Genomic DNA, 14,990 nt, shown 5'->3' on the forward strand with positions numbered 1-14,990 from the left:
CATATCTCCCTCCCTTCATGCTCAATTCCAGCTATATACCATCTCTTTATATCCAACATCCCACAGGGTTACATTTCCCTCAATGGTTATCGTAAGCTCATTGGCCTGAGGGAGATAAATGGAGCCCATATCTGGCTCATGGCGTCCGGCTTCTACAGATACAGTCAGGAACTCTTGTCCATCGGCGGTAACCCTAATGCTGCCTCGGGAATCCTCCTGATCGGGAATTCCATAATTCAAAAAGAGGTACACCTCCTTCTTATTGCCTAACGTGTACCTGTACGTTTCCTTGTTTTTGCCTTCAATGCTGTACACATTATATTGGGGTTCCACATCTTGACCGCCTATCTTAAGACGGTTCGGTTTCGTTCCCGTTGATGGATTGCCGTTACTATCCTTCCATTCGTTTATCGCCACAAAGGGGCCCATCTCTTGGGTGAACGCTTGGTCAACTATCCCGAAGATCCCCCACACCCCGAGCATCAAGACAATGCTGGAAATACCCGTAGCAGCAATATTTCTCCAGTCGTTTTTTGTACGAAAGCCAAGTTTGTACGCCCCGAATCCGATGGCTGCGCCCGTTGAGTTCTGTATGACGTCGTTCATGTCGAAGCTGCCGAGAAAAGTTAGTGCCTGAATCGTCTCCAGCAGCAGGATGGATAGGATGAACAATGTCATGAAGCGAACAAAGCTAGTCCGATATAACAACGGAATCAATATGCCAAAAGGGATAAAGGCTGCGATGTTCCCGAAACCCACAAAATCCATCAATGTAGGATGTAGAAGATCTGATAGTCTTGGCAACCTGAAAAAACTGTCAGGCAAAAACATAAAGGTGTACTCGGAGATTTGATCTACTTTACCTACTCTGCCGAAAGCGAAAAACAAAAAATAAAGAATAAACAGGGTGTAGAATATCGTGATAGCAAAAATAATTTTGCGTTGTTGTTTCAAATGCATGGTCGTACCTCCATCGTTCATCTGTTGAATATCATTGTATCTGTCTAAAATGACTTTTCAGTGACGATGGAGGTGACAATTCAGTCACTTACGGAGTGCCGCTAAATCACGTGCTTATAAAATTTAATCCGAAACTGCGTACCCTTGTCGCTGCTGCTCGTCACATCGATCACGCCGTTCTGGCTTGCAATAATGCTGTAAGCCATCGCAAGACCAATACCGATGCTCCCCTCGCTCGCATTTTTCCCTTTATAAAAACGCTTAAAAATATAAGGAACATCTTCTTTTGGAATTCCTTTTCCGTTATCAGCAATGATAATTTCCGTAAATAGCGCATTTTCGGAAAAAGAAATGGTTATTCGTCCGCCTTCATGCGTATGCTCGACGCCGTTTTTCAAAATATTGATAATCGCTTCGGCCGTCCATTTAAAATCACCGATAAAAGAAACATTGTCATCGCCGTTGATGGAAACCGTTTGGTCCTTGATTTCCATCGGAATCAAAACCGGTTCTAATGCCTTTTGTATAAGCTCATGCACGAATACTTGATCTTTTTTGAACTGGATTGTCTTTTCCTCGATTTTCGATAGCTTCAATAAGGAAGAAACAAGCCAATCGATTCGTTCAAGCTGAATACGGATATTGCGGGTGAACTCCGTTCTTTTCGCTGGAGGTAGGTCAGGTTTGCTTAACAAATCCGCCATCACCGTCATGGAGGTAAGCGGCGTTTTAAGCTGATGCGAGATATCGGATATGGCATCCGTTAGCCCCGTTTTGTCTCGCTCCAGGAGCGATCGCTGCTCTGATAGCATGAGCGTCACTTTATAAATATCATTCTTTAAAATGCTAAGCTCGCCTTCCTGATTATCGCGAGCGTCAAGTGAATAATTACCGCTGCTAATTTCACGCAAATAGACGGACAGCTTTTCAAGTTCGCGGTATCTCCATCTCGTGAATAACAGACTGCTTCCCATAAGTAAAATAGACATGATGAAAACGAGCGCTGCAGCTACAGACGAAATGAAAGCAGCCGCAACGCCCCCCGCTAAACTGATGGAACCCATGATCAACAATAACATTTGAATCTCTCGATTGCGTAGCATCTAATCACCGACCTTATATCCTAAACCGCGTACCGTTTTGATCATCGTGGGATGCTGCGGATCATCCTCCAGCTTTTCCCGCAGCCTTTTGATATATACCGTTAGCGTATTGTCGTTCACGAAGTCGCCTGCCACGTCCCAAATCTGCTCTAACAGCTGATTTCTTGACAGAACTTGTCCAATATGGTTACCAAAAATCAACAATAAGCGATACTCCAGAGCGGTCAATGAAATTTCGGCGCCGTTTTTATACACTTTTCCTTCCAGCGTATTCATGCGAACCTGGTCAATGTTAATGATCCCTTGGGTCTGAGACGACTTATGGTATCTCCGCAAGACGGACTTGATCCGCGAGAGAAGCTCGCGAATACGAAATGGTTTTGTAATATAATCATCCGCTCCCATGTCAAGCCCCATCACGACATTGACCTCATCGTCGATCGCCGTTAAGAAAATGACCGGAATATCTCGTTGTTCTTTCACCATGCTGCACAATTCATAACCGCTTCCATCCGGAAGCGATAAATCAAATAAGCATAAAGCGAATTGATCTATATCTTCCGCGAGCACTTTTTTTGCAGATGCGACATCATAGCAAAGAACGGTAGAAAAGCGATCTTGCTGCAGCGAATATTCCAGACCGGACGCGATCGTTTTATCATCTTCCACTAATAATATTTTCATTTGCAGATCATCTTTACGAACGACCATGGAAGAATAAGCCTCCTACATTCAAATGTCCGCTAGTTCAAGATTAGCGGTCGTCAGGCATTTTTAAAGCACACTCTTGATCTTTTTCCGGATTAAAGATGTGGCTCACCCAACATTAACACGTTATCAGGAATCCATGCAAAAAGCGATGGAATTGAAAACAGTCCTATCATTAAGCGACATCAGTAGTTAACTGGCCAGGAAGAAATTAGCGTATAGAAAAACGCTAAGCCTGTCAAGATTGAAGGCTTAGCGTTATATTCATTATCATGTTTCCCGTCTCAACGCAAGATGCTTACCCAAGAACCAAACGATCGTCCGACAACTTATGGCCGCTAATCTGCTCAAATTCCCCGAGCAGCTGCGCCACCGTCAGGGATTTCTTGCGCTCTTGGTCTACATCCAGAATGATGCGTCCCTTATCCATCATAATGAGGCGATTGCCAAGACGGATGGCTTGCTCCATGTTATGCGTGACCATGAGCGTGGTAAGCTTCATGTCGCGCACGATGTCATCGGTTATTCGGGTGATCAGCTCCGCACGCGCCGGATCGAGCGCTGCCGTATGCTCATCCAGCAGCAGAATTTGCGGCTGCGTAAAGGTCGCCATCAGCAAGCTTAGTGCTTGACGCTCCCCTCCCGACAGCATCCCGACTTTGGCTCGGAGCCGATCCTCGAGTCCAATGCCAAGCCGCTCTAAGTGCTTGCGGAAGCCCGCCCGCTTGGAGGCTGTAACGCCTATGCTGAGCCTGCGGGACTGGCCCCTACGATATGCCATCGCGAGATTCTCTTCAATGGTCATATGCGGCGCAGTGCCCGCCATCGGATCCTGGAATACCCGGCCGATCCAGCGACTGCGACGAAATTCCGGCAGATGGCCGATCGAAGTGCCGTCAATGCGCACTTCGCCTGCATCCGGTCTCATTACCCCGGAAATGATATTCATCAGCGTGGATTTGCCTGCACCATTACTTCCGATAACCGTTACGAAATCCCCCGGATTCAAGTGAAGATTGACATCCATCAAGGCAATCTTCTCATCCACCGTTCCCGGATTAAACAGCTTGGACACATGGTTCATTTCCAGCATCAGAGCGCACCTCCTTTGGTCTTCCCTTGCGTAGCTAACAGTTCGGTTGAGCGCCTCCGTGCCTGTGAACGCTGCTTCATCGCCCGGTTGATGGTCGGAACCACGAGAGCGATAATGACGATGATCGCGGTGATCAATTTTAAATCTGAAGCTTCAAGCCATGGAATCTCATAGGCAGCGGCAACAACAATCCGATAAATAATCGAACCGCAGACTACAGCCAGCGTCGTCCGGAATACCGAACCGGTCCCAAGCACGGCCTCGCCAATGATAACGGATGCCAAACCGATCACAATCATACCGATACCGGAGCTAATGTCGGCAAAACTGGATTGCTGGGCAACCACTGCGCCGGATAAGGCCACCAGACCGTTTGAAATGCTGAGCCCCAGAATGGTTGTGGTGTCCGTGTTCGCACCAAAGCTGCGGATCATCCGCTTGTTATCCCCTGTCGCGCGCAGCGCTAGACCAAGATCCGTGCGGAAGAATGCATCGAGCAGCAGCTTGCCGATGATCACAATCACTAACATAATATAAATCGGATCGATCGATCCGAAGATATTCGCTTCCTGGCTCAACGAAATATTAGGCTTACCCATAATCCTCATATTGATCGAATACAGGGCAATCATCATAATAATGCCTGAAAGCAAACCGTTGATTTTACCCTTGGTATGCAGCAGGCCTGTACAGATACCGGCTAACATACCTCCGGCAAACGCAGCCAGCGTAGCAAGCCATGGATTCACACCGTTGGTAATCAGAATCGCTGCAATCGCTGCGCCTGTCGTAAAACTTCCATCCACTGTTAAATCCGGAAAATCCAAAATTCGGAACGTGATATATACGCCGAGTGCCATCAACGCATACAGCAGCCCCAATTCAATCGGACCATCCAGCCTCATCACGAAATCCAGCATGTCATTGACCTCCTTAAGGATTAAGAAGTAAGGCGCGGGCTGTTATCTCCGCGCCTTACAGTTACTCGATGATGTTGTTATCCGGGTCTTTGACTTCCTGTTTCATGGCGTCGGTCACTTCAATACCATAGTCAGCCGCAACCTTCGTGTTCAAGATCAGATCCAGCTTATCCGGCTTCGTCACTTCCATGTCCGCCGGATTTTTGCCGTTTTTCAGGATCTCTACAGCCATCTGTCCAACCTGATAGCCGTGGTCGTAATACTTAAATCCGACGGTTGCAAAAGCCCCCTTCTCCACCGTATCGCGGTCGCTGGAGAAGAACGGAATTTTATTCTTTTGTGCCGTTTGGATAATCGCGTCAACGCCGCTGACCACAACGTTATCCAACGTGATATAGTAAGCATCTACCTTGCCGACTAACGATTCCGCGGCCTGTTTCACTTCGGATGTGTTCGTTACAGCCGCCTTAACCAGCTCGATGCCATGCTCGGCGAGCGCCTCTTCAGCCGTCTTTGCCATAACCACTGCATTGGCTTCCCCTTCATTAATGACAAGGCCGATCTTCTTCACATTCGGGAAGTTGGTGCTGATGAAATCCATCAGCTGTTTAGCTGCCTCCGGGTTGGTATCCGATGCACCGGTGACGTTGCCACCCGGCTTCTGCAAGTCGCTTACCAGCTTTGCGTCAACCGGATCGGTCACCGCTGCGAACAGTACCGGCTTTTCCTTTACGTTCTCAGCCACTGCCTGCGCGGATGGGGTTGCGATAGCGACCACCAGATCCGATTTCGTATCCTTCAGCTTCTGGCCGATCGACAGGTTGTTCGCTTGATCGCCTTGCGCATTGTTGTAATCGATTTTAAGCGTGTTGTCTTCCTCGGAAATTCCGGCTTCCTTCAAAGCCGCCAGAATGCCTTCCCGCGTTGCATCCAAGGATGGATGCTCTACGATCTGCGAAATAGCGATGCTATAGGATTTCTTCTCCGCTTCTCCCCCGCTGCCCGTTTGAGTCGTACCGCCGCCTTCGGGCTTGTCCCCGCATCCTACCGCTGTAACCAGCAGTGCGGAGAGTGTAAGTGATAACCACATTTTTCTCTTCATCATGATTCCCCTCTCATTTGTTAACCGCTTCAATAATTTTCTACATAAAGCGACAACGCTTCCCCGCTTTCATAGACGAAAGCATTAAAGTCAAAAAATAAGTCGTTCCTATTGAACAACGGTCTATTATGAACATTTTATATGTACCCAATTGTTTTCGTCAATCAAGATTTTCAAAGGGTTGACGCTTTCCATAAAGAACATCCCCGGATGTCACATGCTTCCGGGGATGCCAGCATAACGAACCATATTTATATAGTAGAAAAAAATCTTAAAGCAACCTCTACAGAATGGAACGGCCCTGCATGGTCGCAAGCCAAGCATCTGCCATAAGAGCATGCCCTGCCGGCGATGGATGCACGCCATCGGGCGCCCAATAACTCATCTCAATCTTGGCGCTGGCTGCAGCAAAAATGCCGTCGAGCGGAACGTACAACGTCTCAAATTCTCGCGATAATTCGCGAACGGCCTGAATTTTGGGGTCCAGATCTTCCCGCCATTCCTTCTTCGCTTCCGTAACGGGCAGCAGGAAGGGCTCCATGAGAATGAAACTCGCGCCGGTCAGCTCGCGGGTTTGGATTAGCAGCTCCCTGTAGCCTTCATAATAAGCTTCCACGGACGTTGCTTCACCACGGTTATACTTCCAGCCGGTCTCATTAATGCCGACTAGAATGGATACCCATGTCGGATCCAGGTCAATGCAATCTTCCTCCCAGCGCCCCCGCAGATCGACGACCCGGTTCCCGCTGATTCCGCGGTTTACAAAACGCAGCCTTTTCAAAGGCAGCTCCATACCAAGCCGGGCAGCAGCCATCAGCGCATATCCATGCCCCAAACTGTCCGACTCCTCGTAATTTCGCCCGCAATCGGTAATGCTGTCGCCTTGAAACAATACGAGTGCATTTTGCTCGATATGTACCATGCTGTTCAACGCCTCCAATAATTGAAAGTGTTCTCAAGCTCACCCCTTCATCATAACCGCTTTCATGCAATCGTGAAACCCCTTAAATTCACATATCATGGCAAACTTTCTATACATTTAAGTTGACTATGTGGAGTGAATTCACTACAATTCTATAGGTACACGTATGGCTGAATATATAAAAGAACAGGTGATTAAATCATGTCAGAGCAACAGAACTATCAGATCCTTCTCTATTATAAATTTGTTCAAATCCCGGACCCTGAAGCGTTCAAAGACGAGCATCTGCAATACTGCAAAGATCTCGGACTCAAAGGACGTATCCTGGTTGCCTCCGAAGGCATTAATGGTACGGTATCCGGTACGATTGAACAAACTGAGCAATATATGCAGGATATGCACGCCAACCCGCTATTTGCGGACATGGTATTTAAGATTGATCCTTCCGAAGGTCATGCATTCAAAAAGATGTTTGTCCGTCACCGCGAAGAACTCGTTACCTTCCGTGTGGAGGATGAACTCGACCCTAACGAGATCAGCGGAACCCGTTTATCGCCTCAAGAATTCTATGAATACTTGCAGCGTGATGATGTGATCGTCATCGACGGACGGAATGACTACGAATACGATATCGGCCACTTCCGCAATGCGATACGTCCAGAGGTGCAATCCTTCCGTGAGTTTCCGGAGTGGATTCGCGAGAACCTGAGCGAGCACAAGGATAAAACCATCCTGACTTACTGCACAGGGGGCATTCGCTGCGAGAAGCTGACCGGCTTTATGCTGAAGGAAGGCTTCAAGGACGTTGCCCAGCTTGAGGGCGGCATTGTCACCTACGGTAAAGACCCTGAAGTACAAGGCCGTCTGTTCGACGGGAAATGTTATGTATTTGATGAGCGTATTGCCGTGCCGATCAATCAAACGGACGAAGATGTCATCGTTGGTAAATGCCACCATTGCGGAAAGCCGGAAGACCGGTATATCAACTGCGATAATGACGCTTGCCACCTGCAGCATGTATGCTGCGAAGAGTGTGAGGAGCTTCATCAAGGCTGCTGCTCTGCGGAGTGTGAAGAGATTGTTGCTGCAAGCCACAATGCTTCCTGAGTCCAAACCAGCCATAAATAGTGATAACCAAACAAAAGGGCAAGGTGCGAATCACTCGCACCTTGCCCTTTTTACTATACGATCTCGTCTGCATTCAGACGTATTATATATCATGGAAAACAGCCAGTTCAGCTTCGATAGCAGCTTTGATCTTCTCGACGCATTCTTCCGTCGTTGCCGCGAATACACGTTTACCATTCACCAGTGCATATGGCCGCAGCTTGCACAGACCGCAAAGATTCATGCAATCGGCCCGCAGGACAGCGATTTCGGGATACAATTCCTCAAGATGCTCAAGTTCCAAAGCACTCATCAAGTTGCTGTCGCATATTTCCACAACAACAATCCCCATCCCCATCTTCATCACCACTATTCCATTTGACAATATGTTCATTTATTATGAGGAAAACGCCCGGTTTTGTCAAATCGGTCTTTGTGGAAGATCAATGAATGAGGGATTCCGCTCCGTCGATATAGATTTCAGTACCTGTAATATGGGAAGCGTCATCGGATGCAAGAAATGCGACAAGCTGGGCAACCTGTGAAGGTTGTCCCGGTCCATCCGCCAATGGCTGGTCACCTTCCGGATACTCAATCGGGATCGTCACCTCATCAAGCTCTGGCTTCTCGATGGTGCTCTCATCAATGTTGGTTGAAATGGCCCCTGGACAAATGGCATTGACCCGAATTTTATAACGTGCGAGCTCCAGTGCCGCCATCTTCATGAAAGCAACCTGCCCGGCTTTCGTGGTGCTGTATGCAGAGAAACCAAAGCCGGTAAACACCCGGTTACCGTTGATGGAGCTGGTAATGATGATGCTGCCTCCACGCTTCTTCAAATAAGGAATCGCGTATTTTACCGTGGCAAACGTTCCTCTTAAATTGGTATTGATCGTAGCATCCCATTCATCAAGCTCCATCATCTCGATCGGCGCCTTGGTCCCATTGATGCCGGCATTGGCAAACACGATATCTATCTTTCCCCACTTCTTGGCAGCTTGGCTGAAGCAATCCTTCAGCGATTCCGCTTTGGAAATATCGCAGTTGCCGGTTAGCGCTTCGCCCCCGCTTTGTTCAATCGTTTGCTTCACCTTCTCCACGCGTTCACGATCAATATCGATCAACAGCAGTTTCGCTCCTTGCTCCGCCAAAAGAAGGGCTGCGGCCTGGCCGATTCCGGAACCAGCACCGGTAACGATGGCTACCTTACCATCCAAACGTTGTTTTGTTGACATTGCCACAACCTCCTCGTTTAAGTTTTCCTGATTATAGATAACCCAACGAGTCGGTGTCTGAATCTTGGCTGGCCTAAAGCTGGAACACCGCCGGTTTTACACATACCGGTTTGGATTGCGACACTGTATATCCTGTAAAGGCAAGCTTGCCGTCTTCCGGATTCACATTAAATAGTACGAGGTTATTCCCGTCTCTATTGGCAACAACCAGGAACTTGCCCCCAGGCATCAGCGTAAAATGACGCGGGTGACCACCTTCCGTCGAAATATATTGAACCGGGCTTAAGCGACCGGTATCTTCATGCACGGAGAATACGACAATGCTGTCGTGTCCGCGGTTCGACCCGTATACCGTTTTGCCATCCGCCGACACGGCAATCTCGGCGCAGTAACTCTCTCCGTCAAAATCCGCAGGCAGCGTCGATATCGTTTCCAATATTTCTAAACGGCCTTCGTTCGGGATGTAGCGAAGCACCGTTACACTGGAATTCAACTCGTTAATGACATAAGCGTAAGCGCCGCTTGGGTGGAACGCCAGATGACGAGGGCCTACACCCGCTTCCAGCTGGGTTTCACCATGAAAGCTCAATTCTTGGGTATTCTCATTTACCGTGTAAGCGAGAATTTTGTCCAGTCCCAAGTCTTGTACGAACACGTATTTACCATCCGGACTGTAAAACGCCGAATGCGCTCTGGATTGCTGATCTTCGCGTACAGACACGAGATCCGCATGTTTCTTCTCATCCAGCAGTCCACCGACTTGTCCATCCTTACCGATCGGATGAAGGCCTACCAAGCCTCCATGATAACTCGAAACAATCAGATACTTACTCGCTTCATCACGCTGGATATGGCAAGTCGAGCTGCTCACACTGCGAACACGGTTCCGTCCGGTCAGCTTGCCGGCCATAGGGTCAATCTCAAAGCTGATGATCTCGCCAGCCTTACCGTCTTCCTCTGAAATTTCACCAATGGCATATAAACGTCTGGCTTCCGGGTCCACGTTCAGGAAGGTCGGATTCTTAATACCGGATACCTCTTCAAGCAGCTTCAGTTCGCCGCTATCCTCGTTAAATTCATATACGCATACTCCGTTTTGGTTGTCTTCCGCATACGCACCTGTAAACAGCAGCGTACGCTGTGATGGATTCGCCATAATGCCTATCTCTCCTCTCATTTATCTATACTTATCATTTTTTTATGTAGTGTACTTTCAGTTACCATGTTAACTTCAACCCCAATGAAAATCAAATGACTTGACGTCTGATGCCTGTTTGTCTTTTGTCATACCGGGTATGTATGTATTATATCGACTGAAGGAGGTTTGCCCATGAAACAACCGAGCAGCGAGGAAGTACGCAATCAGCAGAATACGAAGAATGACTCTTAGGAACAAAGGGACAAGGTGAAGAAACATCAGGATATAGAGCCTCAGGCTGAGAACTGGAACCCTCGGGATCTCCCCGATCCAAACGATAACAGTGAATCCAAATCATAATCGTTTATATAAGAAGGCCGCATGGCAATGTCCATGCGGCCTTCTTATTATGAATGTGTCGCAAAGCTTGGATGATTAACCTTCCAATAGCAGCGACTCTGGATCTTCAAGGAGCTCTTTCACCGTTACCAGGAAGCGAACCGCTTCGGAACCATCAACGATCCGATGATCATAAGACAGTGCGATGTACATCATAGGACGATTCTCCATACGCTCAGCATCAATCGCTACAGGACGAAGCTGGATTTTGTGCATGCCGAGGATACCCACCTGAGGCGTATTCAGTATCGGCGTAGACAACAGCGAGCCGAAGACGCCGCCATTCGTAATCGTAAATGTACCGCCTTGCAGCTCAGACAAGGACAGCGCATTATTACGAGCCTTCCCAGCAAGATTCCCGATTTCCTTCTCAATCTCGGCAAAACCAAGACGATCTGCATCGCGAACGACAGGAACGACAAGTCCTTCTTTCGCGGATACCGCAATACCGATATCATAGAATTTCTTTACGACGATATCGTCGCCGTCGATCTCGGCATTCAGATGCGGGAATCTCTTCAACGCACCTACAACCGCTTTGGTAAAGAAGGACATAAAACCGAGGCCTACGTCATGCTTCTCCTGGAAAGCTTGCTTACGACGCTTGCGTACATCCAGGATCGCGGTCATATCCACTTCATTGAAGGTAGTCAGCATCGCAGCCGTATGCTGTGCTTCGACCAAACGATTCGCAATCGTTTGACGACGACGGGACATGCGAGTCCGTTCTACCGGCTTTCCATACTCAGCAGCCGGAGCCTGTGCTGCCGGAGCAGCTGTTGAAGCTGCAGGCTTGCTTGGTGCTGCAGGCTGCTTGGCTTCATTATGATTCTTCACATCATCATGGTAAATCCGACCGATCGGGTCGCGGCCCTGTACCTGGTCCAGATCAATCCCGCGTTCACGAGCCAGTTTGCGTGCGGATGGCGATGCAGTCAGACCCGCTCCTTCCTCGTTCTGAGCCGGTACCGGCGCTTGCGGCTTCGGTGCTTCTGCCGCGGGTGCCGGAGTTGCCTCCGTTTGCGCGGATGCAGGAGCTTCAGCAGCCTTCGGTGCCGGTGCGCTTGCAACGCCTTCCTGTGGAGAAATTTGACCGAGCACTTCACCGATCGTTACATTCTCCCCTTCTTGACGAAGGATTTTTTCCACAACGCCTTCTGACTCTGCGCTAATTTCAAGATTAACCTTATCCGTTTCTAACTCGAGCAGCACATCACCGATGTTAACGCTATCCCCTTCTTTAACATGCCATTTGAATATCGTTCCTTCGGTGATGGATTCGCCCATAGCTGGTACAGTAATTTCGCTCACAGCCGCTACCTCCCCAATGAGATCTGTTGATTTATAGTTTTACGATTAAGGGCAAAAGAAATGATGGTCTGTTGCTCATAAGCATGAACATCCTGATAGCCGCTAGCAGGGCTCGAACGCTCAGGACGTCCGCTGTAACGGACCTCTGTGCCTTTAGGTGCAATTTCACGAATTCTTGGTTCCATGAAGCTCCAGCTGCCCATGTTCTGAGGTTCTTCCTGAACCCACAGAATCTCTTTCAGGTTCGGATACTTCTGCATCACACGGGAAATTTCTTCTCTCGGGAATGGATATAGCTGTTCCACACGAAGAATATGAAGCCAGGACTGATCCTGATCCTTCTGCTTATCCAGTGCGTCCTCCAAATCGATTGCAACTTTCCCCGAGCACAGAACAAGACGCTCCACCTTCTTCGGTGATTGACCAAGACCCGGCTGCTCCATCACTTTCTGAAAACCACCCTCACTGAACGCGTTCACGGGCGATGCCACGCGCGGATTACGAATCAAGCTCTTCGGAGCCATGATCACCAGCGGTCTCGCATCTTCGGTTTCGGTCAAGGAAGCCTGTTTGCGCAGCAGATGGAAATACTGGGCAGCGGAAGTCAGATTCGCAACCGTCCAGTTATCTTCACCACTCAGCTGGAGGAAGCGTTCCAGTCTTGCACTGGAGTGCTCAGGACCATTCCCTTCATACCCGTGAGGCAACAGCATCACCAAACTGGACTTCTGTCTCCACTTCGAGCGACCGGCTGTGATGAACTGGTCAATGATAACCTGGGCACAGTTAACGAAATCGCCATACTGCGCTTCCCAGATAACCAAAGTCTCAGGAGAGTACACATTGTAGCCATATTCAAATCCAACAACAGCTGCTTCAGTCAACGGGCTGTTATGGATCGCGAACGAAGCCTTAGCTTGCGGCAACCGGTGCAGCGGGCAGAAGGTCTCTCCATTAACCGCATCGTGAAGCACGAGGTTACGATGGGCAAATGTTGCACGTTCGGCATCCTGTCCCGTAATCCGGATCGGCTTGCCGTCTGCAAGAATCGTAGCGAAAGCCAGCGTTTCGGCATGGCCCCAGTCCACCTTCTCGCCTACGTCGAGCGAATTGCTGCGCCGCTCCAGAATACGTTGAAGCTTCGGATATACCGTAAAGCCTTCCGGCCACTGCAGGAGCTCGCGATTAATCCCGCGCAGCACTTCTGCAGATACATTCGTAGCTACTTCCGGTTTGGATTTACCGTCGGTCGCGTTCAGACCAAGCAGGATCTGATCAACAGGATCCTTTGACTTCACGCTATCGTAAGAATTCTTCAAGACCTCCAGAACGTTATTCTTCAGACCGTCCACTTGTTCTTGGCTCAGAATGTTTCCATCCACCAGCTTCTTCATATAAATCGTGCTGACGGTTGGATGGTTTTTCACCTTCTGATAAATAAGCGGCTGGGTGGTTTCCGGATCATCGGTTTCGTTATGGCCATATTTCCGGTAGCCGACAAGGTCAATCAGAATACTCTTCTTGAACTTGTTCCGATAATCGCTTGCAAGACGAGCAACCGCGATACATGCTTCCGGATCATCGGCGTTCACGTGGATAATCGGAATCTCATATCCTTTCGCCAAATCACTCGCATAATGAGTCGATCTGGAATCCTTGCCTTCTGTTGTAAATCCGATACGGTTGTTCACGATAATGTGAATCGATCCGCCCGTACGGTACGCCGGTAGTTTATTAAAGTTCAAGGTTTCCGGCACGATCCCTTCGCCAGGGAACGCGGAATCACCATGAATCTGAATGCTCAGCGCTTTGTTTACATCCTGCTTCGGATATCCCGCTTCACTGCGATCCTCCTGAGCAGCACGAGCGAAGCCCTCTACCACCGGATTGACATATTCCAGATGACTTGGGTTGTTCGCAAGGGTAATCCGCACCTGCCGTGCTTCATCCTTCTTCAAATAACGATCTGCACCCAAATGATACTTCACGTCACCAGTCCAGCCATAGTTAATGCCCATGGAGCCTTCGGATGGAACGAGGTGTTTATTTGGAGAGTGCATAAACTCCGAGAAAATCTTACTGTAATCCTTGCCCAGTACATGAGCCAGGACGTTTAAGCGACCGCGGTGCGCCATCCCTACGAGAATGGAGTTGACATCCACCTCGGCCATTTGGCGAACGATTTCGTCAAGCAGCGGTACGAGTGCTTCGTTGCCCTCAACAGAGAAGCGCTTCGCACCTACGAATGTGCGGTGCAGGAACTCCTCGAATTGCTCGGCCTCAAGCAGCTTCTTCAAAAGCCCTCTGCGCTCTTCTACGCTCATGGCAGACAAATAACGTCCCGATTCAGCCTGCTCATTGAGCCACTTGCGTTCTTCTTCATCGTGAACGTGGCTAAATTCATAGGCAATGGAGCCTGTATATAGTTGTAACAGCCGCTGGATTGCCTCTAAGCCATTCTTGATATCGCTAGGAGCCTCCTCCCAGACGATCTCTGCAGGCAGGGCTGCCAAATCCGCTTGACTGAGTTGGTAGCTTTCTGGTTGAAGCAGACGCGTGTCAGCTTCGTTTCCAATTCCAATTGGATCAATGTCGGCGGCCAGATGACCATAGGTTCTAATGTTCCATACCAGTTTGCCGGCAGCTACCCCTTTTTTCAGTAATTGCGGGTCGTAGCTAACACCTTGTCCCTGCGAATCCGCTTTCTTTTCATTGTTTTCCAAAGATGGAGGCGGTCCCCAGCTGGCGAACAGCTCACGGTATCCTGGCTCCACAGATTGCGGGTCTTGCAAAAACTTCTCATACTGATCTTGAATGTACCCCAAGTTCGGACCGTGATATTTCTGCCAAGGTCCCTCTGTCATTCTGTCAAGGGTCTTCATCGCTGACTCCCTCCGTCAGATTATTTTGATTGCTCAAGGACGGAATTTCTAATTTTACATTAAATAAACGTTTTCTTACGATTACATTATAATACACTTGGCCTCAATAC

The 14,990-nt window shown here is 48.8% G+C and carries 13 protein-coding genes; 1 reads left to right on the top strand and 12 read right to left on the bottom strand.

All coding sequences use genetic code 11. The features are described 5' to 3' along the window. Window positions 1-21: 21 nt before the first annotated feature. From ABEW73_RS09290 to ABEW73_RS09320, 7 genes are all read right to left on the bottom strand, one after another. Window positions 22-960, bottom strand: coding sequence for a VanZ family protein (locus tag ABEW73_RS09290; protein WP_430164541.1), 939 nt, complete (start codon window positions 958-960; stop codon window positions 22-24). A gap of 101 nt (window positions 961-1,061) precedes the next feature. Continuing rightward, window positions 1,062-2,063: a sensor histidine kinase gene (locus ABEW73_RS09295; RefSeq protein WP_430164543.1), complete on the bottom strand. Its 1,002-nt coding sequence runs from the start codon at window positions 2,061-2,063 to the stop codon at window positions 1,062-1,064. Beyond that, on the bottom strand, window positions 2,064-2,747 hold the full coding sequence (locus ABEW73_RS09300; protein WP_430165000.1) for a response regulator transcription factor: 684 nt from the start codon (window positions 2,745-2,747) through the stop codon (window positions 2,064-2,066). Window positions 2,748-3,069: 322 nt separating this feature from the next. Further along, a complete protein-coding gene (locus ABEW73_RS09305; RefSeq protein ID WP_076322082.1) occupies window positions 3,070-3,864 on the bottom strand; it encodes an ABC transporter ATP-binding protein in 795 nt (264 codons plus the stop codon). Beyond that, window positions 3,864-4,784: an ABC transporter permease gene (locus tag ABEW73_RS09310; RefSeq protein ID WP_096774428.1), complete on the bottom strand. Its 921-nt coding sequence runs from the start codon at window positions 4,782-4,784 to the stop codon at window positions 3,864-3,866. The genes ABEW73_RS09305 and ABEW73_RS09310 overlap by 1 nt, the downstream gene beginning before the upstream one ends. Before the next feature lie 61 nt (window positions 4,785-4,845). Continuing rightward, window positions 4,846-5,886 carry an ABC transporter substrate-binding protein gene (locus ABEW73_RS09315; protein WP_339290737.1) on the bottom strand — a complete coding sequence of 347 codons (1,041 nt, stop codon included), beginning with the start codon at window positions 5,884-5,886 and terminating at the stop codon, window positions 4,846-4,848. A 283-nt stretch (window positions 5,887-6,169) separates the two neighbouring features. Next, window positions 6,170-6,808, bottom strand: a complete 639-nt coding sequence (locus ABEW73_RS09320; protein WP_430164548.1) for an SGNH/GDSL hydrolase family protein — start codon at window positions 6,806-6,808, stop codon at window positions 6,170-6,172. Between the two features lie 201 nt (window positions 6,809-7,009). Here ABEW73_RS09320 and ABEW73_RS09325 point away from each other — a divergent pair, with 201 nt between their 5' ends. Continuing rightward, the gene (locus ABEW73_RS09325; protein ID WP_430164551.1) at window positions 7,010-7,915 is read left to right on the top strand and encodes a rhodanese-related sulfurtransferase; all 906 of its coding nucleotides are present in this window, start codon (window positions 7,010-7,012) and stop codon (window positions 7,913-7,915) included. Between the two features lie 103 nt (window positions 7,916-8,018). Here the strand turns inward: ABEW73_RS09325 and ABEW73_RS09330 are convergent, their stop codons facing one another. From ABEW73_RS09330 to ABEW73_RS09350, 5 genes are all read right to left on the bottom strand, one after another. Further along, window positions 8,019-8,273, bottom strand: a complete 255-nt coding sequence (locus tag ABEW73_RS09330; RefSeq protein ID WP_009590675.1) for a DUF1450 domain-containing protein — start codon at window positions 8,271-8,273, stop codon at window positions 8,019-8,021. 85 nt (window positions 8,274-8,358) lie between these two features. Further along, entirely contained in the window at window positions 8,359-9,150 is a 792-nt protein-coding gene (locus ABEW73_RS09335; RefSeq protein ID WP_430164554.1) for an SDR family oxidoreductase, read from the bottom strand. 73 nt (window positions 9,151-9,223) lie between these two features. Next, window positions 9,224-10,306, bottom strand: a complete 1,083-nt coding sequence (locus ABEW73_RS09340) for a lactonase family protein (protein WP_430164556.1) — start codon at window positions 10,304-10,306, stop codon at window positions 9,224-9,226. 417 nt (window positions 10,307-10,723) lie between these two features. Then, window positions 10,724-11,998: a 2-oxoglutarate dehydrogenase complex dihydrolipoyllysine-residue succinyltransferase gene (gene odhB, locus ABEW73_RS09345; RefSeq protein ID WP_430164558.1), complete on the bottom strand. Its 1,275-nt coding sequence runs from the start codon at window positions 11,996-11,998 to the stop codon at window positions 10,724-10,726. A gap of 5 nt (window positions 11,999-12,003) precedes the next feature. Continuing rightward, window positions 12,004-14,880, bottom strand: coding sequence for a 2-oxoglutarate dehydrogenase E1 component (locus ABEW73_RS09350; RefSeq protein ID WP_430164561.1), 2,877 nt, complete (start codon window positions 14,878-14,880; stop codon window positions 12,004-12,006). Window positions 14,881-14,990: the final 110 nt, after the last annotated feature.

The organism is Paenibacillus lautus, from assembly GCF_050482385.1.
GTDB lineage: Bacteria > Bacillota > Bacilli > Paenibacillales > Paenibacillaceae > Paenibacillus_AQ > Paenibacillus_AQ lautus_B.

Coding starts and splice junctions, on each gene's coding strand:
- ABEW73_RS09290 (WP_430164541.1), bottom strand. CDS start 960: ATGCATTTGAAACAACAACGCAAAATTATTTTTGCTATCACGATATTC.
- ABEW73_RS09295 (WP_430164543.1), bottom strand. CDS start 2,063: ATGCTACGCAATCGAGAGATTCAAATGTTATTGTTGATCATGGGTTCC.
- ABEW73_RS09300 (WP_430165000.1), bottom strand. CDS start 2,747: ATGAAAATATTATTAGTGGAAGATGATAAAACGATCGCGTCCGGTCTG.
- ABEW73_RS09305 (WP_076322082.1), bottom strand. CDS start 3,864: ATGCTGGAAATGAACCATGTGTCCAAGCTGTTTAATCCGGGAACGGTG.
- ABEW73_RS09310 (WP_096774428.1), bottom strand. CDS start 4,784: ATGCTGGATTTCGTGATGAGGCTGGATGGTCCGATTGAATTGGGGCTG.
- ABEW73_RS09315 (WP_339290737.1), bottom strand. CDS start 5,886: ATGAAGAGAAAAATGTGGTTATCACTTACACTCTCCGCACTGCTGGTT.
- ABEW73_RS09320 (WP_430164548.1), bottom strand. CDS start 6,808: ATGGTACATATCGAGCAAAATGCACTCGTATTGTTTCAAGGCGACAGC.
- ABEW73_RS09325 (WP_430164551.1), top strand. CDS start 7,010: ATGTCAGAGCAACAGAACTATCAGATCCTTCTCTATTATAAATTTGTT.
- ABEW73_RS09330 (WP_009590675.1), bottom strand. CDS start 8,273: ATGGGGATGGGGATTGTTGTTGTGGAAATATGCGACAGCAACTTGATG.
- ABEW73_RS09335 (WP_430164554.1), bottom strand. CDS start 9,150: ATGTCAACAAAACAACGTTTGGATGGTAAGGTAGCCATCGTTACCGGT.
- ABEW73_RS09340 (WP_430164556.1), bottom strand. CDS start 10,306: ATGGCGAATCCATCACAGCGTACGCTGCTGTTTACAGGTGCGTATGCG.
- ABEW73_RS09350 (WP_430164561.1), bottom strand. CDS start 14,880: ATGAAGACCCTTGACAGAATGACAGAGGGACCTTGGCAGAAATATCAC.